General features: G+C 43.2%; 24 protein-coding genes and 1 CRISPR repeat array. Of the genes, 7 read left to right on the top strand and 17 right to left on the bottom strand.

The features are described 5' to 3' along the window. Positions 1-27: 27 nt before the first annotated feature. Complete coding sequence (locus CJ190_RS00980) at positions 28-1,335, bottom strand: SWIM zinc finger family protein (protein ID WP_064293391.1); 1,308 nt, start codon at positions 1,333-1,335, stop codon at positions 28-30. Between the two features lie 139 nt (positions 1,336-1,474). Further along, positions 1,475-2,470, bottom strand: coding sequence for a D-2-hydroxyacid dehydrogenase (locus CJ190_RS00975; RefSeq protein WP_064293390.1), 996 nt, complete (start codon positions 2,468-2,470; stop codon positions 1,475-1,477). 252 nt (positions 2,471-2,722) lie between these two features. Between CJ190_RS00975 and brnQ (CJ190_RS00970) the strand changes: the two genes are divergently transcribed. Then, complete coding sequence (gene brnQ / locus CJ190_RS00970) at positions 2,723-4,072, top strand: branched-chain amino acid transport system II carrier protein (protein WP_070598110.1); 1,350 nt, start codon at positions 2,723-2,725, stop codon at positions 4,070-4,072. Between the two features lie 64 nt (positions 4,073-4,136). Here the strand turns inward: brnQ (CJ190_RS00970) and CJ190_RS00965 are convergent, their stop codons facing one another. From CJ190_RS00965 to CJ190_RS00920, 10 genes are all read right to left on the bottom strand, one after another. Continuing rightward, positions 4,137-4,994: a glutathione S-transferase C-terminal domain-containing protein gene (locus CJ190_RS00965; RefSeq protein ID WP_168162781.1), complete on the bottom strand. Its 858-nt coding sequence runs from the start codon at positions 4,992-4,994 to the stop codon at positions 4,137-4,139. A gap of 108 nt (positions 4,995-5,102) precedes the next feature. Beyond that, entirely contained in the window at positions 5,103-5,447 is a 345-nt protein-coding gene (locus tag CJ190_RS00960) for a hypothetical protein (protein WP_064293387.1), read from the bottom strand. 126 nt (positions 5,448-5,573) lie between these two features. Next, positions 5,574-6,644 carry a hypothetical protein gene (locus tag CJ190_RS00955; protein ID WP_064293386.1) on the bottom strand — a complete coding sequence of 357 codons (1,071 nt, stop codon included), beginning with the start codon at positions 6,642-6,644 and terminating at the stop codon, positions 5,574-5,576. 18 nt (positions 6,645-6,662) lie between these two features. Next, a complete protein-coding gene (locus CJ190_RS00950) occupies positions 6,663-7,376 on the bottom strand; it encodes a hypothetical protein (RefSeq protein WP_064293385.1) in 714 nt (237 codons plus the stop codon). A 267-nt stretch (positions 7,377-7,643) separates the two neighbouring features. Next, positions 7,644-7,976: a CRISPR direct-repeat array (repeat unit 28 nt; unit sequence GGATCACCCCCGCGTCTGCGGGAAAAAG). 95 nt (positions 7,977-8,071) lie between these two features. Next, positions 8,072-8,374, bottom strand: a complete 303-nt coding sequence (locus tag CJ190_RS00945; RefSeq protein ID WP_064293384.1) for a hypothetical protein — start codon at positions 8,372-8,374, stop codon at positions 8,072-8,074. A 41-nt stretch (positions 8,375-8,415) separates the two neighbouring features. Beyond that, positions 8,416-9,036 (bottom strand): NUDIX hydrolase N-terminal domain-containing protein, encoded by a 621-nt coding sequence (locus CJ190_RS00940; protein WP_064293383.1) that lies wholly within the window; start codon positions 9,034-9,036, stop codon positions 8,416-8,418. A gap of 98 nt (positions 9,037-9,134) precedes the next feature. Then, a complete protein-coding gene (locus tag CJ190_RS00935; protein ID WP_064293382.1) occupies positions 9,135-10,460 on the bottom strand; it encodes an HdeD family acid-resistance protein in 1,326 nt (441 codons plus the stop codon). A gap of 55 nt (positions 10,461-10,515) precedes the next feature. Continuing rightward, positions 10,516-11,190, bottom strand: coding sequence for a glycosyltransferase (locus CJ190_RS00930; protein ID WP_210382898.1), 675 nt, complete (start codon positions 11,188-11,190; stop codon positions 10,516-10,518). A gap of 39 nt (positions 11,191-11,229) precedes the next feature. Next, the gene (locus CJ190_RS00925) at positions 11,230-11,640 is read right to left on the bottom strand and encodes a glycosyltransferase (protein WP_210382899.1); all 411 of its coding nucleotides are present in this window, start codon (positions 11,638-11,640) and stop codon (positions 11,230-11,232) included. A 4-nt stretch (positions 11,641-11,644) separates the two neighbouring features. After that, positions 11,645-12,793 carry an NAD-dependent epimerase/dehydratase family protein gene (locus tag CJ190_RS00920; RefSeq protein ID WP_064293380.1) on the bottom strand — a complete coding sequence of 383 codons (1,149 nt, stop codon included), beginning with the start codon at positions 12,791-12,793 and terminating at the stop codon, positions 11,645-11,647. A 304-nt stretch (positions 12,794-13,097) separates the two neighbouring features. Between CJ190_RS00920 and CJ190_RS00915 the strand changes: the two genes are divergently transcribed. Together CJ190_RS00915 and CJ190_RS00910 are read left to right on the top strand one after the other, a co-directional pair. Next, positions 13,098-13,400 (top strand): rhodanese-like domain-containing protein, encoded by a 303-nt coding sequence (locus tag CJ190_RS00915; protein WP_064293379.1) that lies wholly within the window; start codon positions 13,098-13,100, stop codon positions 13,398-13,400. Between the two features lie 285 nt (positions 13,401-13,685). Then, a complete protein-coding gene (locus CJ190_RS00910; RefSeq protein ID WP_064293378.1) occupies positions 13,686-14,894 on the top strand; it encodes a dicarboxylate/amino acid:cation symporter in 1,209 nt (402 codons plus the stop codon). A 72-nt stretch (positions 14,895-14,966) separates the two neighbouring features. Here the strand turns inward: CJ190_RS00910 and CJ190_RS00905 are convergent, their stop codons facing one another. After that, positions 14,967-15,671: a DUF554 domain-containing protein gene (locus CJ190_RS00905; protein WP_064293377.1), complete on the bottom strand. Its 705-nt coding sequence runs from the start codon at positions 15,669-15,671 to the stop codon at positions 14,967-14,969. Between the two features lie 333 nt (positions 15,672-16,004). Between CJ190_RS00905 and brnQ (CJ190_RS00900) the strand changes: the two genes are divergently transcribed. Together brnQ (CJ190_RS00900) and CJ190_RS00895 are read left to right on the top strand one after the other, a co-directional pair. Beyond that, the gene (gene brnQ, locus CJ190_RS00900; protein WP_064293376.1) at positions 16,005-17,318 is read left to right on the top strand and encodes a branched-chain amino acid transport system II carrier protein; all 1,314 of its coding nucleotides are present in this window, start codon (positions 16,005-16,007) and stop codon (positions 17,316-17,318) included. A 142-nt stretch (positions 17,319-17,460) separates the two neighbouring features. Continuing rightward, on the top strand, positions 17,461-17,901 hold the full coding sequence (locus CJ190_RS00895) for a PH domain-containing protein (protein ID WP_064293375.1): 441 nt from the start codon (positions 17,461-17,463) through the stop codon (positions 17,899-17,901). A 70-nt stretch (positions 17,902-17,971) separates the two neighbouring features. On the opposite strand, the gene CJ190_RS00890 is transcribed toward CJ190_RS00895, so the two are convergent. Both CJ190_RS00890 and CJ190_RS00885 read right to left on the bottom strand, forming a co-directional pair. After that, a complete protein-coding gene (locus tag CJ190_RS00890) occupies positions 17,972-19,285 on the bottom strand; it encodes a dicarboxylate/amino acid:cation symporter (RefSeq protein ID WP_064293374.1) in 1,314 nt (437 codons plus the stop codon). Between the two features lie 227 nt (positions 19,286-19,512). Beyond that, positions 19,513-20,484, bottom strand: coding sequence for a 2-keto-3-deoxygluconate permease (locus CJ190_RS00885; RefSeq protein WP_064293373.1), 972 nt, complete (start codon positions 20,482-20,484; stop codon positions 19,513-19,515). Between the two features lie 299 nt (positions 20,485-20,783). Between CJ190_RS00885 and CJ190_RS00880 the strand changes: the two genes are divergently transcribed. Then, entirely contained in the window at positions 20,784-23,366 is a 2,583-nt protein-coding gene (locus CJ190_RS00880) for an N-acetylmuramoyl-L-alanine amidase (protein WP_070598111.1), read from the top strand. 200 nt (positions 23,367-23,566) lie between these two features. Further along, complete coding sequence (gene trhO / locus CJ190_RS00875; RefSeq protein ID WP_064293371.1) at positions 23,567-24,538, top strand: oxygen-dependent tRNA uridine(34) hydroxylase TrhO; 972 nt, start codon at positions 23,567-23,569, stop codon at positions 24,536-24,538. A 91-nt stretch (positions 24,539-24,629) separates the two neighbouring features. Here trhO and CJ190_RS00870 read toward each other — a convergent pair whose 3' ends face one another. Both CJ190_RS00870 and CJ190_RS00865 read right to left on the bottom strand, forming a co-directional pair. After that, the gene (locus CJ190_RS00870; protein WP_064293370.1) at positions 24,630-24,992 is read right to left on the bottom strand and encodes a hypothetical protein; all 363 of its coding nucleotides are present in this window, start codon (positions 24,990-24,992) and stop codon (positions 24,630-24,632) included. Between the two features lie 236 nt (positions 24,993-25,228). Beyond that, the gene (locus CJ190_RS00865) at positions 25,229-26,437 is read right to left on the bottom strand and encodes a cobalamin-independent methionine synthase II family protein (RefSeq protein ID WP_070598112.1); all 1,209 of its coding nucleotides are present in this window, start codon (positions 26,435-26,437) and stop codon (positions 25,229-25,231) included. Between the last annotated feature and the right edge of the window lie 78 nt (positions 26,438-26,515).

Below are 26,515 nucleotides of genomic sequence, written 5' to 3'. Positions count from 1 at the left end.
TCATCAAACTTAGCATTAAGGAGCTCATCACCAAGACCGGCTAAATTCCTCTAGTAAGGCTTGACGGTGAGGGTAGTCTTCTTTCAATTGGTTGATAAAGCAGTGGCGAATAAAGCGGCCCCCGCTAATGGTATCCATATTCTTAAGAAAAGTTGCAATGCTTTGGTATTGGGCTCGACTATTGGAAGACTCAATTTCTGACACAGCTTGTTTCAAGTAGCCGGTTAAGATTTGCACAGGATATTTCTCCGTTTTATCAGGAACTTGCCCACTGTCCTTTTGATCGCTAAGGGCAAAGTGGCGCAAATAATCAACACTAGCTAGGTAATCTAAGTGTTGGCTAGCAAAGGCGACCACCTTCTCACTAGGCTCTAACTCTTGGTAGAGTTTAAATAGGGCCTCAAAATACCATTCTAAGTCCTGGTCGGAAAACTGCTCTTGCAAGGTCTCCATACGATACAAACACGTTCTCAATAGCCGTTGACGTTCGTGGAAACGGTCAAAATGACGGCCAATCACTTGAGGAAGGAGGAGGTCAATCCAGAAACTGTGGTGGTTGTTTAATAGAGCCAATAGCATGGCTAACCCCTCTTCACGTTCTTCCTGGCTGAGATAATCCACAATTGATCCATAAGCCTGGTCGCAGAGGTTGATCACAATCGCGGCTTGGCCAAATTCCTCTTCAAATTCGACCTGGTCCACCATTTCAATGACATGATTTAATAACATCAGAGCAATAAGGGTCTGACCATGGTGGAGAATGTCATTAAGGTTGTTGTTCAAATACTTGGTCAAGTCCTCAATTAAAGCAAAACCCTTAAAAATAGGGATTTTGCCTGACTGCCTATGTTTATAGTAAATGTCATCGACCTCATCAAACAAATCAAGAATAACATTTAACTCGTCATCGGCGACTTCGTCTTCTCTTGCTAGGAGGCTATCATAAACATCATGAACAAGTTGAGGATGATCAAGGAGGACTTGCTTAAAATAATGAAGCAAGCTTAGCCGCGGCAATTGGGAAAGCAAGCGGTCCAACTCAGGAAAATGATGACTCATGGCATATTCACTATAGGGTCCGAATTGATAGTACAAAGCCGCTGCCGCCATGTGTTTACAAGCTTTCCCACTATCCGCATAGGGACAGTCACAGGTCATCTTTGACACTTCTTCTTTTGGGTCCAGGTTCAATTGAACTTGATACTTTTCGCTGCCCCTGACCCAAAAATGGTAGGTTTGGTCCTTGACATAGCTATCTTCTACCCGGTCATCAGCATAATAGCGATAGCCACGTTCATAGATTTTTTTAGGGAATTCTTGACCCAGTAAGCGCATAGGTGTTGCCTCCTTTCCTTCATCTTCTTATCATCATTATACTAAAATGAAAGCGACTGGTAAGTAAAGAAAAACCTCTGCAAGTCAGTCTTCACCTGCAGAGGTTTTTTAGCTAGATTTTGTGAGTGATTAATTCGGATTAATTGACCCGATTCTTAGCGTCACCCGTTTCAATGACTTCCAGGGTACTATCTAAACCGCCATCGACTAGGGCCTTAATGGCGTCATCGGTGTAGTAGGCCAAGTGAGGGGTGTAGAGAATCTTAGGATGGTTGATTAAAGTCTTTAATCGCTCATCTTCAACAGTTTTATCGCTCCAGTCCTTGAAGACGTAAGGTCCTTCAGACTCATAGGTATCAAGAGCTGCTGAAGCAATATGCCCGGAATCAATAGCAGCTAACAAGGCATCGGTATCGACTAAAGCGCCCCGGCCATTGTTAACCAGAATGGTACCTTCCTTACATTGGGCCAATAAGTCAGCATCAAACATATGGTAATTATCCTTGGTTAGTGGCATATGGAGACTGACAATATCTGCTTGAGCTACCGCTTCTTCGACCGAATCAACAAAGCTTAAGTATTTTTCAGCCGCTGGGTCAGGGGCAATATCATAGGCCACAACCTTACCACCTAGGCCGGAGTAAATACGGGCTAATTCTTGCCCAATATGCCCAGCCCCAATGACCGCTAGGGTTAAGTCTTTCAAGACCCGACCGCGTACCTCAGGAGACCGCGAGAAATTATGGTCCTTGGTCCGCGGCAGAATATTATTCAAACGTCGGTTTAAATAAATAATTGTCCCCAAGGTGTATTCAGCAATAGAAACAGGAGAATAGGTAGGCACATTAGTAATAATAATGCCATTTTCCTTAGCTTGGTCTAAGTCATACATATCCACACCTGCTGAACGTTGGGCGATTTGTTTAATGCCTAAGTCATGTAAACGCGAAAAAATCGGTTCTTCAATCCGAGGCACTTGGGAAGTCGATACTCCGTCAAAACCTGCCGCCAAGTCCACTGTGTCCACTGTCAACTCTTCTGTTACCAGTTTCACCTCAACTTGATGACGACTAGCCCAGGCTTCTACCAAAGGTTTCTCTTCAGCAGTCACAGCATAAACGATAATTTTAGTCATAAAATCGCCTCTTTCACTTTTTAATAATAGTACTATGAAAATTAGGCTTTGGCTATAATAACTTCTCCCAAAACCAATTCCTCGTTTAAGGTGTTCAAAGAAAAATAGACAATGACTGCGTATTTTCAAACACCACTAGCACTAATCTTCAAGCAAAGCACAGCAACTATCTCGCAATTTTTCTACTTTCTTACTGTTCAGCCAAGTGGCTTTAATGCTATAATCCTCAATGTTAGAAACGAGGAATTATCTATGTCTAAAATTGCTTTAAATTGGAAAGAGCGGCTGATCATCGCTCTCATGCTATTTGGCCTTTTCTTTGGGGCCGGGAATATCATCTTCCCCGTCTCTTTAGGTCAACAGGCTGCTGGTAATGTGGGACTGGCCGTGACCGGTTTTAACATTACGGCGGTCGGTTTACCCTTACTCGCCATTGCGGCTATGGGCTTTTCGGAAACCGAATCTGTCTTCCAAATTGCCAATAAGGTCAACCGCCCCTTCGCCTATTTCTTTACCATTGCCCTCTATCTCACTATCGGGCCACTCTTTGCCACACCGCGTTTAGCCACCGTTTCCTACGAGGTGGGCATCACTGATTTTGTCCCTGCCCACTTAGAAGCTCCTGCCCTGTTCTTATATTCGGCGCTCTTCTTCCTCTTGGTCCTTTTCTTTAGTTTACGCTCTTCCAAGATCATTGAATGGGTGGGGAAATACTTGACCCCAGCCTTTCTTATCTTGTTGGCGGTTATCCTAGTCCGGGCCCTCTTTGACACGGGCAGCTTTCGCCAGGTGCTTTATCCTACCCCAGCCTACCAGATAGCCCCTTTAGCCATGGGTTTATTAGAAGGCTATAACACCATGGATAGTTTAGCCGGGCTAGCCTTTGGGATTATTATTATTCAATCCATCCGTGACTTTGGCATCCAACAACCTCGTCAAATCTCTCGAGAAGTGATGACGTCAGGCAGCTTAAGTATTCTCTTGATGGCTTTCATCTATATTGCCCTAGCCTTACTCGGAACCCACAGCTTGCAATTTATCCCCCTATCCGTAAATGGTGGCCAGGCTTTGTCACTGATTACCCGCCACTATTTCGGTTTAGCGGGACAAGTTCTCTTAGCGGTTATGATTACCGTCGCTTGTTTAAAGACCGCCATTGGCTTAGTGGTAGCTCTAGCAGAAACCTTTGCTAAATTTCACTTTTTTAATCTCAAGCAAAAACACTGGACCATTATCGCCTGCCTATTAGCCTTTCTGGTGGCCAATATCGGTTTTGAAGCGATTCTATCCCTATCCCTGCCAGTATTGATGTTACTTTATCCTTTGGCTTGTGTGTTAATCTTGCTCAGTCTGCTGCCCAATCATTGGCAAAGTCCCGCTCTCTACCAAATTTCTATGGCGGTGACCTTCATCCCAGCCTGCTTAGACTTTATCAAGGCTTCACCTGATTTTATTAGCCAAAGCGCCCTGGGAAATAGTCTTACTCAATGGGCCAGTCATTACCTGCCCTTCTTCGACCTCGGCTTTGCCTGGCTCCTCCCAGCTACCATAACCATTGTTCTCTGCTTAATAAGTCAAAAGATAAGCAAAGCCGGCCGGTAAAAAACAAATAGCGCATCTACGCTTTTAATGAAAGCGAGATGCGCTATTTTCTTATGGTCATAAATTATTTCACTTCCCACATATCTAAAACTGGCCCTTGGGGTAGGATTTCTTTACCAAAGGAATCGCGCCCGTTCTTACCCAGATAGGTGCCTTCCTTGATAGCTTGAAAGTTAGTCGATTGGTAGAAAGCTGGGATTTGATGAAGTTTCTGTAAATGACTCCATAAATGTGGGAAGTCACTTAACCGGTACTTATTGACCTGAAAAGCCGTGTAATAAGTAGTATCAAAACGAACCAGAGGGGTGTAAAGAACCACATCCGCTAGGGTCAAGTGGTCGCCTACTAAATAATCTTGGTCAGCTAAAACTTGGTCGATTTCTGCCAGACGATCGAAAAATTGGTCAGCATATTGCTCATACTCTGCCTGGTCACTAGCTTTGTGGGCCTTGGCTGGCGCTCCGATGAGGTCAGCACCCACCCAGTCAAAGCATTGGTCAATCGCTTGACGTTGGTCTTCCGGGTATAAGTCCTCCACTTGACTCGTGCCTAAGTCCTTAAAACGACTAGCAAAATCTTTGATAATATCTAAAGATTCTTGATTGACCACCTTTTTAGTGGTCAGGTCAACTAAGGCCGGCACTGAATAAGGTCCTTCATAATCGGGATCGGTATTATGATAAAGTTCACTTAAATATTCCACTTCTAAGACAGCATCTTTATTACCTTCTTGGTTAGAAAAGTCCCAAATCTTATCCGTCTTTATAGGAGAGGTGACTGATTTTCCAATAATCTCCTCCAAACCTAACAAAGAGCGCACAATATCGGTTCTTTGCGCAAAGGGACAAGACTGGGAAATCACTAACTGATAGCGACCACTCTCAACAGGATAATCATAATCTTTGGCATAAACGGTTGTCATAAAAGCCCTCCTCTTGGTTGAATTCATGTCTTCTTACTCCTTCATTATATAAGAGGGGCAAAGCTAACGATAGTTTCCCGCTCAGGATGATATTTTGACTAAACTTACTTAGCTAGCCATCGTTAAAATCATAATCGCTCCTGCAGCCACTAAACCGACCAAAAGAGCTTCAATGGATTTTTCTATCAAGATGTTGCCCACCCGGTGCCAATAGTGATCTTTAGGGGCATTCCGCACTAGTAAGGAACCATTGACAAAAGCGGTTAAGAGCAGCCAAATTAAAAACAGAAAGACCAAAGTAATCGACCAAGAAGGATTGACGGTAAATTCTACCATGATCACTACAAAGACAATTTCTAAGATGATCGCCGCCAGACAGAAATACCTGTCTCTCTGCCACAGCGAGCGGATAAAGTGCCTGCGTTTTTGAAAATGATTAGAATCCTCTTTCACGAGCTCCACCACCTTGGTTCACTTATTCAGTTTAATTATACTAAATTCGGTGCTTTTATAGTAATAAGAGCCTAAAGCAATAAAAAAAAGCTCGCTATCAACAAACTAGCGAACTCTTGTCCTTCACTAAAAAGGCAGGTCAAAATCAAAGTAGGGATCAGGGATCGGAGCAGGATCAAAATTAGGGGCAGGATTAAAATCAAAGTGTGGGGCAAGGTCAAGGGGTTGATCGCTTACTTCTTGGGGACTATCTAAGAGACCAAAAAAGTCGATATAGCCAGCCTTACCTTCCTTAATCTTGATATTAAAGGTCGGGTCAACTGGAGAAGATATATTATTATAGGAATTTGTATGATGGCTCACCAGCTGTTCTTTAAAGATGTCATAATCCGCATTATCAGAAAATACACGGACTACCTTGCCCTGAAATTCGCCAGGAGAAACAACTTTTAATTTAATAAATTGACTGCCATTCTTTGCGGTAAACTCTTGGAAAGAAGAGAATTTCACTTGAACTTTTTTCCCTAGGCCATGGTATTTATTCTTGGTACAGGATAAGAATTTAAATTGCATTCCCGGATTCTTCGCCTTTAACAGTCCCAGCGAAATCTTAGCCGTGTCCCCTCTTTCAAAGAGATCATCAATCACTAAGCCAATCGGTTGCGCTGAGCCAGTTCTTGAGTTGTTGGAAAAATTTTTGGGAAGTCGAATACTGCTTGCTGCGAAGTTTTCACTGCTGACCATACTATCTTTAGCTGTTACGTTATCTTTTTTAAAGAGACAGCGTTTATGATAGGGAACCCTTAATTTTGCAGAGAGAACATTGACTAAATCATAGATAAATTTCACTTGCCCATGAGGATTAAATGCTGTCCGTGGATTGAAAGAAGGAGCCGGAATAATGAAATCAAAAGCAAGGTCAATTTCTTTAAGCCCTTGGACAACAAAATCCGCTAATTTGATTAACTCTTCCATATAAGCTTTCTTCAGCCATTTGGGTAAATCACTGTAGGGCTGGCGCATTTGGGGCGTATAGACATATTTTAATTGATAAATGCACTTGCCAATGTCGGTATGCTCTGGACCTCTATCCTCAATGATTTTGTCCTTATACCAATCCAGATAATACGCCTCAAAATCGGTGAGTTCTTCAATGGGATGAATATGCTTTAGTTTTTCTGCTTGATTCGCTGTCATAATGGTAGCCTTTCTAGACTAAAAAAGCGTCGTTTGTTGAAAATCAGAATCTTCACTATCAGTCAATTGAAGTTCGCTTTGTAATAAATCAGTAAATTTGCTAAAAATTTTATCGCGCTTGATTGTAGCGGGATGGTCGTTTGTATTTACGCCACGAGAGGAGAGAATTAAGTCTGTTTCTTCTCCAGTCAATTTCTCCTCTTGATAGCTATTAATCAATGTTTCCAATTGCTTGAGCCCGTCCTGGCCCTTTAAATTGTGATAGCGCATAGCATTCTCAAAGACATAAAAAAACTTCACCGATTTACCTTGCAAGAGCATCTGGATCGTGTTCCTTAGGGTGCCGGAAGAAACCTGTAGGGCGTTAAAACGGTTCTTCTTGATAGGGTCAAAAATCGCTAAGCCCCAATGGGAGTCATTAGCCATTTGCCGGTCTTTCATCATTTGTTGCTCTTGACCATTAAGATTATCATCAGGATGAACATAGCGGACCTTCCAGTCCTTTTCAATGGCAATCCGTGGCTTTTGATTAATGGTGAAGATTTCAACCGCCTGATAATTTTCAAGTCGAAGCAAGTCAGCCACTTCCTTATCGACCCCCTTGTTGGAATCCCCTAGGTTAATCTTTATGCCTTGGTCAATAATTGCGTCAATGGAATCTAGTACTTCTTGGGATAATTGGTTTTGCGTTCTCGACCCAGATATGAAAACACTCCGAGTAGATTCAGCCATAAGCTACTACCTCCTAAAGTTTACAATGATACCTACTTGCTTTAAATCCTCCTATCACAGGAAAGGATGATAAAGTTATTTTACTTTTATATTATAGCATGTCCACCCCAAGGCTTGGATAAATCGAGCTGATGATTTCAAAAGAAATATTGATCAAAGCTAATAAAAAAGAGACTTCTTTAAAGCCTCTATTAAATCAAATATTATTAATTTCCAAATAAATGCGGGAAAAAGCCTTTTTCGTTAAAAGCTAATTCGCCTTGCTGAGGATCACCCCCGCGTCTGCGGGAAAAAGAATGAATCTTGTAATGGGTTTGTGCTTATCACAGGATCACCCCCGCGTCTGCGGGAAAAAGAATCAGAAGGCAGCAGCACGTATAACGCGGTCGGGATCACCCCCGCGTCTGCGGGAAAAAGTTTATTAGTTGTCTAAATATACCTTCCAACACAGGATCACCCCCGCGTCTGCGGGAAAAAGATGTCGTCCACCTTTAAGACTAGAGTAGCGTCAGGATCACCCCCGCGTCTGCGGGAAAAAGTACAATTTTGCTCATTTTCTCTCCACCTACACAGGATCACCCCCGCGTCTGCGGGAAAAAGACTAAAAGATCCCTATCAAATCAAGCTTTGTCATTCCTAACCTACCCAATTCCATTTACTTTTATTTTATCATAACAAAAAGACAAGGGCCTTGGCTAGCTTTTATAATGCTGCAAGCGTTTGGTCTGTACTCGTCCTCGGTGCAAGAAATAACAAGGCCGGCCCTTATGTTCACTCAAAGAGCCCAGCTGTTCCTGACAGTGCGGACATAATAAGGCATTGTCACGCCGGCCAAAATCATACTCTGACTCAATAATCCGGTGAATTTGTAATTTGATCAGATTTCCGCGGCCAACCTTCCAGTAAACACAGAGATCGTGTTTACACTGCATACAAGTCACTAAGAGTGGGTGGGCGTTTTTAATCTTACCTGGACTAGGATTTTTATAAGGCATCATTCCCCTCACTCCCTTCTTACTTCAACTATATTCTCTCTGAATTAATCAAACTGGGTCTGCCAGTTCTCACTTTGGTAAGCTTGAAAGCACATAGCAATTTGCTCTTGGGTGGTTCGTTCTGGGTCCAGCTCCGGCAATTGGTCCACTTTAAAGTAACGACTGGCACTGGTTTCAATATTCTCTTGGTAATGACCGCCCAAGTCTTCACACAGGTAAAATATTTTTACAATGCTATAAGCATAAGGCGGTTGGTTATGTTTATCGCGATCTTGGACAGCGATGACCGACTTCACCTTCACTTCACGGCCAGCTTCTTCCTTAGCTTCTTTGACCGTATTTTCCATGGGAGACATATTCATTTCACACCAGCCTCCAGGTAAGGACCATAAACCATTGCGTTCCTTGACTAAAAGAATCTCATCATCTTGGATAATGGCTGCTCGGGTATCCACTTTCGGAGTCTGGTAACCTTCATCCCCACAAAAAAGGTCTTGGACTTTTTGCCAGCTAAGCTGAGTCTTTTCAGCCATAATTTCAGCGGCAATATCCCGGATACGTTGGTAACGTTCTCGATCGAAATCATCACGACCATAATGCAAGCCGGCCTGGGCTATACTTTGTAATTCTATAGCGATCTCAACTAATTTATCTGCTTCTTTCATCAGTGTCACCCTTTCTTTGCTTCCTTAAGCTTAGCCATATAAGCACAAAAAAACAAGCCAGGCCCTAAAGCTTAGCTTGCTTGTCTCTTTAAAGTCACCTATCGGTCTTTCAGTTTATCTAACTCAGTAAATTTCAATAAGTCGGTGGAATAAATTCTCCGATTAATTACCCGAGTGGAGCCTTTCTCATATTGCTTATTAAAATAGTCAAAATAGGTTCCCGGAGTCATGACGCCCACCATGAGAAATTGGTCTAAACCAATGGCCCCAATAATTTCATCACAGAAGAGGACACAATTGCTGCCAAAGACATAATAGGTCTTATATTGACCAGATTTAAACTTAAACATCTCGCAATTGGTTGCACGCTTCAAACGCCCGCCAAAGGAATCCCATTGACTCTCAGTTTCTGGCGCCCAAGGAATAAGTAAGTCATCGATTTCGGCTAATTTTGCTTCTAAGGCTTCCTTTTGTTGCTGGTTCAGTTCAATATCATACTCAAAAATCGTAATTCCGTTCGCCAATTCAAATTCAATACTCTTTTGATGGTCAATCTTACACAAGACCCCATCGCCTATAGCCCGAAATAAATGCCCCGAATCAACGTCATGGTTGCCATAAGAATAAACTGTCCCATGGTAGGCAATATTTAAATGACCAATTAAGTCAAGGTGAGCGTTGGAGGTTTGCACTAGGACCTGCAGACTATCGACCGCCCCTGTTTCATTTTCTTCCATATAATCATGATAGGCGGTCCCAAAAGCCAGTTCATCCTCCACTTCCTGGCGGATAAAGTGATTTAATTTATTGGCTAAGCGATTAGGCTCCAGCAAATTAAAAACAATGGGAACCGGAAAACGAAAGCGCCGCTTAATCTTCTGATCTTGACTTCGACTCGGCAAACTGGTCCTAGCATCAGAGATATAAGTCACACCAATAAAGACCAGGTAAAGACCTAACCAGAAGAGGACATTATGGTCTTGGATAGGCAAAAACAAACTCGCCAAAGCAAAAATTAAATGAACCAGGGCAAATAAGAGCCGCTTGAAGCGGCCAGGCACATGGTCGAGCCGCATTAAGCAATAACTTACAAAGGACACCAAGCCCATTAATAATTGGTAAATCCCAATCACCCGCATCAAAAAGTAAGTCGAGGATATGGGGAAAGACAGCATAATAAAAGCAACGACAACCTGTCCTAAAGCGACAAAGAGCTGGAAAATACGGTTCTTGGCCCCACCATCATTTTTATCAAAGATCACTTGGGCTAATATACGAAAAATCCCTTGTAAGCCAATGACCCAAGCCACCAAACTATTCAAGCCTAATAAAGCCTGTCCCTGCCATAAGATAAAGGCGAGTCCGGCTAATATCCAGAGAATTCCCGAGATCAGCTGAGAGAACTCCCATTTATTTTCTTTCACGCAGCCACCGCCTTCTCCTCACAATTATTTCGACCTCAATTAGAGTGTCCCTACTCTACTTTTTTCTGTTTTCTAAGACAGACTCATAGACAGCCACCATGGATTGGGAAGCATTTTCCCAGGAAAACTGTTGGGCGTAGTCTTGCCCCTTAGCCACAATATTTTCCACGACCTCTTCTTGGTCTAGGAGCGTCAAGCATTGGTCTAAGGAATCCGTATCCCCTTGTTGATAAATGAGCCCATTTTCTAAGTGCTTAATCTGTTCCTTGGTAGGCGCTGATTCAGCAGCAATCACTGGCAGTCCCGAAGCCATGGCTTCAGTAATCACTAAGCCCAAGGTTTCACTAACCGAGGGAAAGATAAAGGCATCCGCACTGGCATAGGCTGCTGATAATTCTTCCCCATGCAAGAAACCGGTAAAAGTCACCGGTAGATGGGCAAATTTTTCCTCCAAGGCTTCTTTTTCCGGGCCATCTCCTACAATGGCTAAGTTGACATCATCACGTTGCTCTAACCAAGAAAGTAAGCTATCGATCTCCTTTTCCGCAGCAACCCGCCCCACAAAGAGCAATAATTTATCCCGCTTAGGGTCAGCCGTCAAGCGTTCCCGCATCTGATCTGAATAAAATTTAGGATCACGCTGGTCAAGATCCACTCCCTTAGGCAAAATGACCAAGTTCTCAATAGCATTATCTTCCAATAAGTCATACATGGCCTGACTGGTCACCATATTCGCCGCGGCTAAATTATGCCAGTGGCGCAAATAGGATCAGATGACTGGAGACAACACATCCAAATGATAATAGGAAAGATATTGGGGAACGTTGGTATGGAAACTCGCCACCAGAGGGATGTCCATCTTGACCGCGTAGTGGATTCCTGCTGCCGCAAAGCCCACGGGATTAACCGAATGCACAATATCCGGCTCATCAATAGCTAACTGCTTTTGAATATCAGTGGTTGGAATAGCCCAAGGCCGGTAACGATAGAAGGGAAACCAGACTGCTTTAAAAGGGATAATCAAAGCTTCCTTATATTGTATGGGCATGTCCTCCATCTCGGGAGCATAAATCACCACCTCATGGCCACAGTCCAACATATAGTCGATGGCATGGGTTAAACGGGTCACCACCCCATCCGTTGCCGGCAAAAAGGTTTCCGTGATTATAACGATCTTCATGGCATTACTTCCAGGAAGGGGAATTCATGATCACTTCTTGGTGAGCACGGTCCTTGTTCTCCATGGCCAGTTCCAGCAGGTTCTTAGTCACTTCATCGGTTAAGTAGTGTGGGTCCAAGCCTAGGTCTTTCAATTCAGTCATTACCGCATTGAAATAGTGTTCTTCTTCTTCCACCCGGGGGTTGTCCACATGGTTAATGACAGGATTTAGGCCCATTTCTTGGGCCACTTTTTCTACCTTGTGGGCCATATCCATGACTGAGAATTGTTCAGTCATTTGGTTAAAGACCCGGAATTCCCCCCGTTCAGCAGGATTAAGAGCGGCAATTTCAATACAGCGGACAGTATCTTCAATATTAATGAAGCCCCGAGTTTGACCACCCTTACCATAAACCGACATTGGTAAGCCATTGGCCGTTTGGACCACAAAACGGTTAAAGACCGTCCCAAAGATGCCATCATAGTCAAAGCGGTTGTATAGAACGGGATCCATAGCGGTTTCTTGGGTATTGACCCCATAAACTACCCCTTGGTTTAAGTCTGTCGCCCGAATGCCCCAAGACCGGCAAGCAAATTCGATATTATGAGAATCATGAACCTTGGTTAAATGGTAGAAAGACCCTGGTTTCTTAGGATAAAGCATGCGGTCACGGCGGCCCTTATGTTCAATCTCTAACCAGCCTTCTTCGATGTCGATATTTGGCGTCCCATACTCTCCCATGGTGCCTAATTTAATCAGGTGGCAATCTGGGGCATAGTCATGGATAGCAAAGAGGACATTGAGGTTTCCTAAAACATTATTAGCTTGGGTATAGCGGGCGTGTTCCCGATCAATCATGGAATAAGGAGCCGAGCGTTGTTCTGCATAGTGAACAAAAGCTTGAGGTTGAAATTCTTTAAAGACAATGGAAAGAAAGTCATAGTGGTTTAAGTCGCCTTGGTAAACAGTAATATCTTTACCGGTTAATTCTTTCCATTTGTCAACACGTTCGTTGAGGGAGGCAATTGGCGTGATGGAATTGGAGTTGAGCTCCTTATCGTATTGCCGACGCACTAAATTATCGACAATTGCCACATCATGACCCTGTTTGGATAGATATAAGGCGGTAGGCCAACCACAAAATCCGTCTCCGCCTGCTACGATGATTCTCATAAAAACATTCCTCCATCATGAATAATTTTTTTAAATAATATAAATCCTTTACGCTAAATATAACATGACGATTTTACTTTTCAAAAAAATATGATAAGGACTTTTATAGGCTATACAGCTAGTTCTTAAAAATTCCTCTTTACACAAGCAAAATGCTGCCCTTTGTTTCCATATATGTCCCTCAAATTTTTATGAGGGACTTAGTGAAAGGTCACTGACAGAGGCTAAATAGTTTATATGTATAGGTAAGTTTGTTATTCTATACTTAGTTAGTGTGTTACATAGTTAAGAGGAGGTACAGAATATGAAAGAAGTTACTATTGAAGAATTTCATAAAATTGTCGAGAATGAAGATGATCTTAACATTTTAGACGTTCGTCCCCGTGAACTCTATGAAGAAGGTCACGTGCCTGGGGCCAAACATTTTCCTCTTTCACAAATCGAAGACCATCTTGATGAACTAGACAAAGACAAACATTATTATGCGATTTGCCATGATGGTAAAGGCTCCAAAAAAGCCACTGAAATTTTAGATGAGAACGGATTTGACGTTACCAACGTTGAAAAAGGCGTTCCAGACTACCCAGGAGAGCTGGAAAAAGCTTAAATCAATAAAGTCATAACATAACCGGAAAAAGCCATGCTAGCCTTCCAGCAGCCATGGCTTTTTTCTATGGGAAATTTAGGAAGCCGGCTCTCATAAGCTGGCAATTTTTTACTGACACTTTAAGAAGAATAGATCGCTTTATTTAAAACTAAAAAGTATTTATGAAAATTTAACTTTTCCTATTAAATCGCAAAAAAGCCTATACCAAATTTGAATGAAGTTTGGTAGGATAGTTATTATATCAAGCGATCAAGCTTAATAAATCTTTTAGAATGGAGCATGATTATGACCAAGCGTCTTGAAAAACGGAAAATTGGTTTGGTTCCTCGTATTATTTTAGCGATTATTTTAGGAATTATTGTGGGCCGCTTACCAATTGTTCCCGAATTTGTACTACAGATCTTTGCAACTTTCACTACGATTTTCTCTGACTTCCTCAGCTTTGTGATTCCCTTTATGATCATTGGCTTTGTGGTCCAAGGAATTGCTGACTTGAGCCACGGGGCAGGGAAATTACTAGGGATAACAGTCTTAACCTCTTATATTTCAACCGTGATTGGCGGGTTACTAGCCTATCTGGTTGCCAGCAACCTCTTCCCTCTCTTCATTACGTCCGACCTGGTTGATCAACTCAGTCAAGCCGGTGAGGGGATCAAGCCCTTATTTACCATTCCCTTAGAGCCTTTCTTTGATGTGACGGGAGCAATTATTTTTGCCTTTATGATGGGACTGGGAATTTCCTGGTTACGCCAACACGGTCGCGGGAAGGTTCTCTATGAGGCCTTCAGTGACTTTGGTGGGATCATCAGTCAAGTGCTGGCCACGATTATTGTCCCCCTCCTACCGGTTTACATTTTTGGTAATATTGCCAACTTGGCCTACACAGGAACGGTCTTTGCGATTTTAAATGTCTTTTGGAAGGTCTTTATCTGCGTGCTTATTATGCATTTACTTTACATTACTTTCCTCTTCTTTGCCTTTGGGACCTATGCCGGTAAGAATCCGATCGAACTCATCAAAAACCAAGTCCCTGGCTACATGACTGCCTTAGGAACTCAATCCTCAGCCGCCACCATTCCTGTCAATGTTAAATGCGCCTTAAAGAACGGCGTTTCTGAAGGGATCGCTAACTTTGTCGTGCCACTCTGTGCAACCATCCATTTAGCAGGATCGATTATTACCATCACTTCCTGCGCAACAACCTTATTATTGATTTATGATATGCCTCATGGCTTCTTGATGATGCTCGGCTTTATCTTAATGTTAGGGGTTGCTATGGTAGCTGCTCCAGGAACTCCTGGGGGTGCGATTATGTCTGCTCTACCTTTCCTACCCATGATTGGGATTGCCAGCCAGGCCATGCAACAAATTATGATCTCCCTATATATTACCCAAGATAGCTTTGGCACCGCTGCTAATGTGTCTGGAGACAATGCTATCGCCGTCTTTATCGATAAAATCTACCAGGAAAAAATTAAGTCCAATGACCAATAATTTGTCATAAGACATTTGGAATATAATTTAAAAATGCTTCCGCAGTCTAAATGCTAGCGGAAGCATTTTTGCTTAATATAAGTCCAAATATTGAAAAAGCGGAACCAGGATAAGGGGGATGAAGGTAGCTGGCAACATGTTAGAGACTTTGAAATCTTTGACCCCAAAAAGACTAAGGCCAATCACCCCGATCAGAAGTGACCCAACCGCCGATAACTCGTTGAGGGAGGCTTCCGGTAAGTAAGGGGCTAGCCACTGAGCTAAAAGCGCAATGCCTCCTTCATAAAAGAGAATCGGTAGACTGGCAAAGGCTGGACTCATCCCATAAGTTGCCCCTAGGATGAGTACAATAATAAAATCTAAAATCGATTTCGCAAATAAGGTGGCATGGTCTTGGTATAAACCAGATTGGATGGCTCCTACAATACCCATGGCACCGACACAAGTAATCAAAACCGCTGTAACTAATCCTTCAGCAAATTGCGACTCAGGGTCTGGACCTGCAAGCCGACTTTGAATCCGATTGCCCCAGCGGTTAAGCCGGCCATCAATATCCATCAGCTGGCCTATAATGATCCCAACCACCATGGATAAAATTACAATGATAATACTCTTAGTGGTCAAGGCGCCTTGAATAGCGATCAAAACCACCGACAGACCCAAGACCTGATTAATAGCCTTAGCCAAATCATCCTGGATAAAATGCCCAAAGAATCTCCCCAAGACACCAGCTAGTAAAATTAAGCCAGCATTCACCAATGCGCCCGTTATTGCCATAAACTTTCTTCCTTTCTCCCTATCATTGTCCCAACAATCTGCCTGGACTAAAAACCCCTTTCTATTCAGACACGATTAATCATTACTAGCCAATATAAACAAATTGCCCCCAGTTGACAAGTCTTTTAGGTAAATATCCGGGTCGCATTTTTTCCTGCTTTTAATAAAAACAAAGCCCGACTAAGTAAACTTTTGAATCTGCTGTTTTCCTATAAAAACTTGCCCAGCTTACTGATTCCTTTGTCGCAAGGGAACAATTTTATGCTATTATATGTCCTATTGATTTGATTATAGAGAAAAATAAGCACGAAATAGACAGAAAGAGAAATGATCATGACAATAAAAACCAAAGACATTTTAATTATCGGCTTTGCCCTCTTTGCGATCTTTTTTGGCGCTGGGAATTTAATCTTTCCTCCTTACCTAGGGATCGTCAGTGGGGAAAGTTGGCTGAGTGCTGCCCTGGGCTTTCTCACCTCTGACCCCTTCTTTCCAATCTTAGGGGTATTAGTTACTATCTACCTGGGCGGTCGGGCCAACGACCTGGGTAAGCGGATCCACCCTCAATTTGGGACTGTACTAGCCGGAATCGCCATTATCTTAATCGGCCCGCTCTTTTCAGTACCTCGGACTGGAGCAACCACCCATGAGGTCTTTATCCAGTCGCTTTGGCCCAATATTCCGATTTGGCTAAGCAGTCTGGTTTTCTTTGCTTTGACCGCTTACCTGGCCTTAAATCCAAGTAAAGTAATCAATAATATCGGTAAATATCTTACCCCCGGAATTCTAATTATTCTCTTTTTCTTAGTCCTGGTTACCCTATTCAATCCGCCAGCAGCTGCAGCTCCCAGTCAAATTGACCAAACCTTCGCCTATGGCTTTAAAGAAGGCTATCAAACCATGGATGCTCTAGGGGCCTCTTTAATGGCTAGCATCGTCATGTCAGAATTAAGGGCTCGCGGCTACAGTGACAAGAAGACACAAATAAAAGCCGGCGCCTTAGTTGGACTGGTTGCCTTTGTTCTCTTAGCTGTGGTTTACCTCTCCCTAACTTACGCAGGTTCAACGGTTTCCAGCTTGATGGGCGCAAATGTTGACCGGACCGCTAGTTTCAACGGCACAGTGACCGCGATCCTAGGGCAATGGGGGCACTTAATTATGGGAATTTGTGTAGCCCTCGCTTGTCTAACCACCGCTATTGGACTCACCTCTGCCTTTAGCAACTTCTTTGTGGAAGTCTCCAAGGGACGCTGGTCCTACCAAGCCATCACCCTGGTAGCTGTCGCCATTGAATTTTTGATTTCTCTCTTAGGAACTAACCAAATCATTTACCTGGCTTCCTTTGTCTTAACTACCATCTATCCTATTTTCATGGTGCTGATCCTCTTCTCCGTCTTTGACAGAAAAATCAGCTACGACCTAACCTATACGGGAGCTGTTATTGGCGCCGGGGCTGTGGGGTTGGTTCAAGCCTTGGCTGGCACTGGCTTAGGCGTGCTCGAAAACCTCTTTGGCCCACTCGCCCAATTCACTTACCAGCTTCCTCTTAGTCAACTGGGTTTAGAATGGCTCTTGCCAGCATTATTAGTCGCTGGCGCCTTCAGTCTCTACGCTGCCATGAAAAATAAAGAGTCAGCAAGCAATTAATACTTAATTAATCTAGGCCGCTAAAGTTTAGCTTCAATCTGCTAAGCTTTGGCGGTCTTTTTTTCTACAAAGGGCAATTTCTTCCTCTCCCGACCGGACTGTGTTAGGATGAGATAAATAATCTGTGAAGGAGTATGATTGGATGGCTTTTAATTTGAATAACTTAATGCAAGGGGCCCTGGGAAACTTTTCCCAAAAGGATCAAAACGAACTCAACGAGGAATATGGCGATTTTCTCTTTAAAGATGAAGAAATTTATTCTGGCTACCAATTGGTCCGGGACGCTATCATTTTTACTAATATCCGTATTATCTTAGTGGATAAACAAGGCGCTAGCGGGAAGAAAACTGCTTTCCGTTCTCTTTATCTCAGCCATATCGTTGATGTGGAAATGGAGAGTGCCGGGTTGGCCTTTGATGATAGTGAAATTACCATCACTTATCTCAATAACATTTACCGCCGTCCCCGTGAGGAAGACACCCAAAGCTTGACCTTTGAATTTCCTAAGCAGACTGACATCTTGCCGCTCTACCGCTTCTTAGGCAACCTGGTCGTGGAAAACCGACGCGAAATTAACCAATAATCAAAGAAAAGAGTGTGTCTAGTCCATTCCAAGTGGACTAAGCACACTCTTTTTACTTTTGAGTCATTAGTTATGAATTAGCGTAAGCCTTATTTTTTTGCCCTTCATTTTCATAATATTGGTCAAGGTTTAAGACCTTTTCAAAGCGGGCAACCAAAAGTCCGGTCGACCCTGAAGCGGTGACATTGGTTGCGGTTCTAGCCATATCGGCAACGGCTGAAATTGGAGTTAATACAATAATCATTTCTACCGGGAGGCCAATAGCGGTAAACATAGCGGTTGCGGTAATGGTCGCTGTACCGGGAACTCCGACTGTCCCTGCTGATACCAAGAGAGCAACTACCACCATATAAAGATAATCAACCAAGCCAAAGTCCAATCCCAAAGCGTTAATGGTAAAGATGGCTAAGAGGACTGGCCAAGCGGCAGCACAGCCTGGCATGCCAAAGGTGGTCCCAATAGAGGAAGTAAAGGAGGCGATATGTTCGGGAACCCCCATCTCCTTTTGGGCACTGACATTAGCAGGAACCGAGCCTACTGAACTTTGGGTAGAAAAAGCGATCATCCATACTGAGAAGAAGCGTTTTAAATAAATCCAGGGATTAAGACGTCCCAAGAGGCCAATAATCGCTCCTGTTGTGACTGAAGAATGGAAGAGAGTGACCAGGTAGAGAGTCGCCAAGGCTAATAATAGAGAGCCTAGGGAAGCTAAGTTCAAGCCACCTACCTTGTCCGTTAAAAGCGCTAAAACGGCATAAGGAGTAAAGCGGGTAATCAAAGCCGCTACCTTAAAAATCACTTGGTGGCCAGCATCGATAAATTCAGTAAAGGCCTTGATTTCTGCCTTGTTCTGATAAGTAAGAATAGCAATGCCAACAAATAAGGAAAAGACGATAATGGGAATCACCCGATTATTGGCCGCATCTTCAATAATATTTTGTGGGAAGAAATTAATCACCGCTTGAGTAAGGCTCGGAACTTCCTTGACTTCCACATTGCTGGGGAGGTCAATGTGGGCGTTACGCCCTACCCCTAAGGTCAAAGCCACAACAATGGTGGTCACTGAGGCTAAAACATTATGCAAGGAAAGCACGCCAATGGTCTTGGCCCCAATTGTGGTTAAGGTTTTTAGGTTGCCTAATGAAGAAACCGTGGAAATAATGGAGAAAAACAGAACCGGTACCACAATCGCCTTCAATAAATGGGCATAGATGGTCCCAATCGCTCCGACATAACTAGTATGACCTGCAAAGACTAGGCCAGCACCGATCCCTAAAAAGGTCGCCGTTAAGACCCGGACCGTAAAGGATTTTCCCTGACCCGCCTGCCAGCGTAACACTAAGAATAATAATAAAATCGTAATCAATGCCAATAAATCGAACATCAATGTCACCCTTTCACTTACTAATAATAAGTAATTTTCAATAGGTCTATTATATATTTTTTTATTCCAGATACAAGCCCTTAATTTTTATATTCTGTGATCAGCAAATGCGATCATCAGCATCCAATCCTTTAAAAGTTAGCTTCTAAACTCACAAAAAGCACTTAAATAGCCGCTTCTAAGTAGCGCTATTTAAGTGCTTTTTCTATTTTCTTTCCTAATAATTCTTAAGACAGTTCTCTCTCTAAGCGTTCGACTTCGCTTTCCTTGGAAAGCTTTTGAGCTAGGGCTGGTGAAGCGAGAGAAGTAATAATACATACCATCATCACGATGGCGGTCGCCGAGGTCACTTGATTGGCAAAAGCAGTAGGTAAGGCGGCTCCAATAATGGCCGGGTTAGCCACTGACATCCCCGCTACATTCCAAATAGCCACACCGTCTACGCCATCATTGACCTTAGTCACATACTTATCAAATAGAATTAAAGGCAACATCAAGACCATAAAGAGCCCTGCCATTACTAAACCAGATAAACCCGAAGAAACAGCATCCATCAAGTTCATTCCCACCCCTAAATTCCAACCTAGAAAGGGGAGCAACTTACCAATTAGAGGTGAGAAGAAATCCGCAAAATCAGGATCAACATTTCCTAGTAGGGCTCCAATAATCAGCGGGATAAAGATCGATATAATTGGGTTCCAGTCAATACCGGCGCTACCTCCCCCACTCGCGGTAAGGACACTAAGTAGGATTAATGGGGTAAAAGACATTCCCAAGATCCCATAAATGCCATAAACAGCACCAAATTGCTGGTCACCATATTCACTATGGATAGCTAAAGCCACAGCTGGATTTAAAGAGTAGATGACACAGGCAAAAGTTAAGAGGTTAATCCCCCAAATCCCTTCAAGACCAAAGAGCCAGTAGAAAGCCAAAATATACAGGGTCGATAAAATCAATTTGAAAATAACCATGGGTAAGTGCCGCTTAAGTAGGGGGCCAATTTTCTTAAAGTCCAAGGTCGTTCCCGCCGCAAAAACCAGGAAGCCAATCACCACACTGGTTCCATTCTGGAAAGCCGCCTGCGTCGTTCCACCAAAAACATCATACATTCCGGGGAAGAAAGAAATCAATAACATGGAAATAATCATTGGTACTAAGAAAGTCCCCGCTGGAATTTTAGCAATTCGTTTTAACATAAATACCTCTTTTCTTTTTCACTAATACAATCAAGGTTATCATAGCATATTTCCTCATAATCACACGAAATAAACCCCCAGCAATGACTCATTCAAGCAAGCCTTTTTATAAAAGCCAAGCGATTTTATTAGCTGATAAAAAAACAAAATCAGTGAAATTCTTCGTGTTTTACTGAATTTCTTCGTATTTTAATGAACATTTTTAAAATTCCTGTTACAATATTATTTGTCTAACCAATTTTAAAAAGATTTAAACTTTAAAAAACAAGATAATAAACAATCATAAAAGGAGTATCAGCATGAAAGGCAATTTTTTCCAAGAGAAAAAATCTAAAAAAACAATGCACAAATCAAAAGGTAAATGGGTGATCGCTAGTTTACTCCTAGCCGGCTCACTAGGTGCGGTTTCATTAGGTAATGAAGAAGTCAGAGCCAATGTCAACACCCTGGCCAATCAAGGAATTAAAAACTTTTCCAGTTCTGACTTTGCTGGTAAGGATAAACTGAGTGAAAATGGACAAATCAAGCAAGCTAGTCAAGATGCGCTCAAGCGTATTAAAGGAACTTGGACCAAGAATAGCGTTGACCAAGTCAAGGCTGAAATCGCCCGCCAACAAGCAGCCGGCTACCAAGCTTACGTTGTTCAATGGGGAGATACTCTCAGCGTACTCGCTGAAGCGACTGGTCAAGACCTCAACAGCTTGGCTCAAGCTAACCATTTAGGCAATATCCACCTAATCTTTACTGGTGACTTATTAACTGGGGTCCTCTCCCCACTTAGCCAAAATAATGGTGGAACTCAATCAGCTAAAGCAGTTAGCCCAGCAACCACCAGTGAAACTAGCGCACAAAAGTCCCCAGCCAGCGGTCAAAATCAAGACCAAGCCAGTGCTGACTTAAGCCCAGCAGAAACTGAGGCAGCTATTGAAAAAGACCTGGCTGAAAATGTGAAGATTACAGTCTTAACCCCTCAAAGCCAAGCACAAGCAGACGGTGTAAACAGCGCACAAAGCCATCCGCAAACGGAAAGCCCAGAAAGTGGTCTTAGCGGGCACATCGTAGAAAATCCTGCATCCGTTGACACTGCCCTGCCAGAAGAAAACGCTGGTAAGGGAAATCAACAGATTACTGAAGCAAAGGCTGAACCAGAACAAAACAAGGCAGAAAGTGAAACCAAACCAAGTGTCATTGATGAAAAATTAGAAGACGTCGATACAAACAAGGATTCAGAGGCTCAGGAAACCAAGAACAAGGACCAAGCACCAACTGAAAAGTTAGTGAAGGAAAAAGAAGTTCCAGCTGAAGCCAGCCCCAAAGCTGACAATAAGGAAAAGGAAAAAGCTGAAAGCAGTCAACCGACTCCAGAAGAAACAGCTAAGGACAAGTCCGAAACTAGTCAACCGACTCCAGAAAAAGCACCGGAAGACAAGACCAATAAGGACCAAGAAAAGCCAGCTGACGAAATCACTTCAGTGAGCGTTCAAAAGACCTTCATTATCCAACCGGGCGTGAGATATGTTGCTGATGACCAATTAGCTCTAGGCCAAGAAAAAACCGTCCAAGAAGGCAAGGCCGGCAAACGCGTGGTCGAAACCACCATCCAAAGCCAAGCTGGTAAAGAAATTAACCGGGCTGAAAAAACAGTTGAATACGTTCCGGCTGAAGATAAAGTGGTCCATGTTGGTACTAAGGCTTTAACCACGAAAAAAATTCTTACTCAAAAAGTAAGCATCCCTTTCCAAACCAAGTATACCGACAATAACGACTACAAGGCTGGTAGCCAAAAAGTCTTACAAAAAGGTGAAAATGGCGAAAAGACTGTCACTTATGAAGTTACTTACCAAGACGGTAAAGAAGTCAACCGTCAACAAATTGATGAAAAAGTGACTAAGCAACCCGTCGACCAAATCGTCCAACGCGGCACCAAGACTCCTGGTCCTAACCAACACGTGGTCAGCCACGGCGAGTCACTCTGGTCCATCGCCCAAAGATACGGTGTAACGGTTGAAGGCATCCGCCAAGCCAGTGGTTTAAGTAGTAACGTGCTCTACACTAACCAAGTCCTAACCATTCCTAAGGACCAAGTAAGCACTGTTACCACCAGTCTAGTTTACACAGTGGGACCTAATGAAAGTGTCGATAGTATTGCTAACGCCTTTGGTATCAGCCCTCAATCCCTCCGAAGTGCGAACGGCCTCAGCGGTAACTATCTAGCTCATGGTCAAGTCTTACAAATTCCAAACGCACCGGTTAAACCGATGAACATCAATCAAACTTATGATGGCGTGCGGACAGTCTTATTGGACCCAGGCCATGGTAATTGGTCAGGTGCCGCTTACGCCGGCGTGAACGAAGGAACTTTGAACAAGAACTTAGCTGATAAATTAACTCGGGTCCTACAAAGCCGCGGTTACCGCGTACTCTCAGCGCGTCCAGGAACCAGTGATACTGGCTTACTCCAACGTAGCCAAATCGCTAACGGGTCTAATGCTGACATCTTTGTCTCCATGCACCACAATGCCATGGGCGCAGCTAACCGTGGCACAGCCCAAGGGATTGAAACCTACTACTACCAATACTTTAAGAATTATCCATCTCAAATTAACCCTTACCACAACAACGCCCAACGGCTTACCAATAGTGCCTACTTAGCTAAACAAATTCAAAATCAATTGATTGGCTCTACTGGTGCCGTTAACCGTGGCGTTCAATCCAATACCTTTGCAGTCTTACGTGAAACCGATATTCCTGCAGTATTGATTGAATATGGCTTTGGTGATAACTCTCAAGAATTAAGTCGTTTGAGAAATTCAAATTACCAAGACAAATTAGTTCAAGCAACCGCTAATGCCATCGATGCTTACTTTAATAACGTTTATTAATTAAACAGAAAATCAGGCTGTGACAAGTGTCGCAGCCTTTTTTGAGTTCAATCTCCAAGCGATGTCTTAACTCTATATACAGTAACCAACAAAAGCAGAAAGTCCCTTACCTAGCCAGCAAATTGGTAATTCCCGCTCCTGGGTAGTATAGTGAATATAAGAGTATTTGTAGCCTGCAACTACAAAGGAGGAGATTTTACGTGAGTAAAGACTATCGCGTATTACTATATTACAAGTATCAAGATATTGAGGATCCCGACCAATTCGCCAAGAAACACCTGGTCTTCTGTAAACGGATTGGCTTAAGGGGCCGCATTCTGGTCAGTGAAGAAGGCATCAACGGAACGGTGTCAGGAACAGTGGAACAAACTGACCAATATATGGACCACTTACATTCCATTCCCGGTTTTGAAGACGTCTGGTTCAAAATTGACGAAGCCGATGACTACGCCCATAAGAAGATGTTTGTGCGGTCTCGTAACGAAATCGTGTCTTTGAGTTTGGATGACGACTTGAGTCCATTGGATATCACCGGTGACTATTTGAAACCAGAAGAATTCCACGAAGCCCTCTTAGATGAGGATACGGTGGTCTTGGATACCCGGAACGATTACGAATATGACCTTGGCCACTTCAAAGGCGCCATCCGCCCCGATATCCGTAGTTTCCGCGAACTTCCCCAATGGGTCAGAGACAACAAGGAAAAATTTATGGATAAAAAAGTCGCCGTCTACTGTACCGGTGGCGTTCGCTGCGAAAAATTCTCCGGTTGGATGCTACGAGAAGGTATCGGCGATAAGGTCGGCCAACTCGAAGGTGGTATCGATACCTATGGCAAAGATCCTAAAGTACAAGGCGATTTGTGGGAAGGCAAGATGTATGTCTTCGACGAACGGATTTCAGTTCCAATTAACCACGTCAACCCCACCATCATCTCCAAAGACCACTATGACGGCCAAGCTTGTGACCGCTATGTTAACTGTGCCAACCCCGAATGCAATAAGCAATTCTTCTCTTCTAAGGAAAATGAAGATAAATACTTACGGGGTTGTTCCGCTGAATGTCGCCGCCACCCACGTAATCTCTACGTCCAAGAACATGAATTAAGTGAAGCGGAATGGGAAGACCGGCTCAATGCCATCGGTGAATCCCTCTACGTCAAGCAAAACTAGCGCCCTTTAAAAAAGGCTAGATAGGCAAAAAGCCATGTTGAAAAATCCAACATGGCTTTTTTACTTCTCTTAATCATGTCATTCTACAAGGCTAGGAGGCGTCTTGGTAGGATAAGTCTTTAAGGACTTGAGTAATTAAATCCACCATTTCAAATAAGCTATCTACAGTGGATTGAACTAAAAAAGCCGTTCGCGCCTTATAGGTAACCTTATTGCCTTCAACCTGGACATTTTTCAAATTTTTATGCTTAGGCATATTGGAGAGGAGTTCTTGCCGGTCAGGCATCTGGCCCTCTTTGCTTAGATGAAAAACAATATCATATTCTTGACCTAAATGCATCATATCGACTAATAAAGTATAACCATTGACATTGCCGTGAACTAAACCGGTATCTTTCTCCACCACGTAGCGTTCATCACGGTCAATTCGCTTTAAGACCTTGCCTATCCGCATGGTTTACCATCCTTTCAATGCTTCAAGAGCACACAAACGACCAGAGACTAGCCTGATCCCAAAAACAGTTTCCCCACTCTTTACGCTTATTTTATCATTAAAAATTTACTTCTCATAATTTTATCAATCCATAAAAACAATTTAAAAAATTGTCACTGAAAAGATTGGTAAACAAAAAAGCTGCGAACAAAGTCACAGCTTTTGGAAAAGTCTTATTCCTCATTTATCCTCGTTGATTAGCCAAAGAGGCGCTTAGAAGCAATGGCTGCCCCTTCAACTAAAGATTCCAGTTTAGCCCAGGCAATTTGCTCATGTAAGCGACCACCCAAACCACAATCAGTTGATGCAATGACATTTTCTGGACCCACTAATTTGGCAAAACGTTCAATCCGGTCAGCAATTAATTGTGGGTGTTCGACCGCATTGGTGGAGTGGGAAACAAAACCTGGGACAAGCTTTTGTCCGGCTTTCAAGCGGCCTGCTTTTTCCCAGACGCGCCATTCATGACCATGACGAGGGCTTGAGGCTTCAAAGGAGAAGGAGCCCGCCTTGATTTGTAAGCATTGGTCAACAATATCTTCGAATGGAATATCGGTGGTATGGGGTCCATGCCAAGACCCCCAGCAGATATGTAAGCGGACCAAGCTAGGGTCAATACCTTCTAAGGCCCGATTAGCTGCATCGACACGTTTTTGCAACCAAGCTTGGAAGTCCTTCAAACTTGGTTCTGGGTTAATTTGGTCCCAAGCTTCCGCTAGGTCTGGAGCATCTAATTGGACAATTAAGCCCGCATCCGTGATAGCCTTGTATTCTTCATGTAAGGCATCGGCGACATCATTTAAGAGCGCTTCTTCATCGTGGTAGTAGCGGTCTTCCAAACGCGCCGCTGCCCCTGGAGAAATGGCAGCCATGAAACCTTGTTTAATATCATATTTGTCTAAGGCTTGGGTCAAGAGTTTCACGTCACGGTTGACTTGGTCTTGACCGGTATAGGTCACCTTGTCAGCAAAGACTGGATTAGCTACCTTGTTACGTCTGCCTAAGACGCCAGAATCAGGATCTTCATAGGCTGCTCTAAATTTTTGCCGGTCACGACGGTCAGGGAAACTGGTCAATTTAATATTTCCAGGAGTGGAACGAATAGCTTCACTCTTGGCCCAGCGGTCTTCATCCGTCATTTCTAGTCCACCTAAACGATAGAAGGAATAGTTCCACCAGGCACCATAGTCGACCGCACCTGAAGTCACGTGACCGTATTCCCCATCATTCACTTGGTCAATCCCAATTTCTTTTTGCTTTTTCACAACTTGGTCAACCGACTCAGCAATAATTTGGTTAAATTCGTCTTCAGCAATCGTTCCTGCAGTACGGCGCTTATTAGCCTCCAACAAGGCCTCTGTCCGTGGTAAGGAACCTACATGTGTGGTCAAAATTTTATTAGTCATAGTCATTCTCCCCCTCTATCAAACTCAATCTATTCTAGCATGACTTCTTTTTGAAAACCATCTTGTTTTGCTTATCCT

Source organism: Aerococcus loyolae, from assembly GCF_002871915.2.
Classification (GTDB): domain Bacteria; phylum Bacillota; class Bacilli; order Lactobacillales; family Aerococcaceae; genus Aerococcus; species Aerococcus loyolae.
Note: the sequence above shows the minus strand (reverse complement) of the source record. Positions and strands in the feature narration are given on the sequence as shown.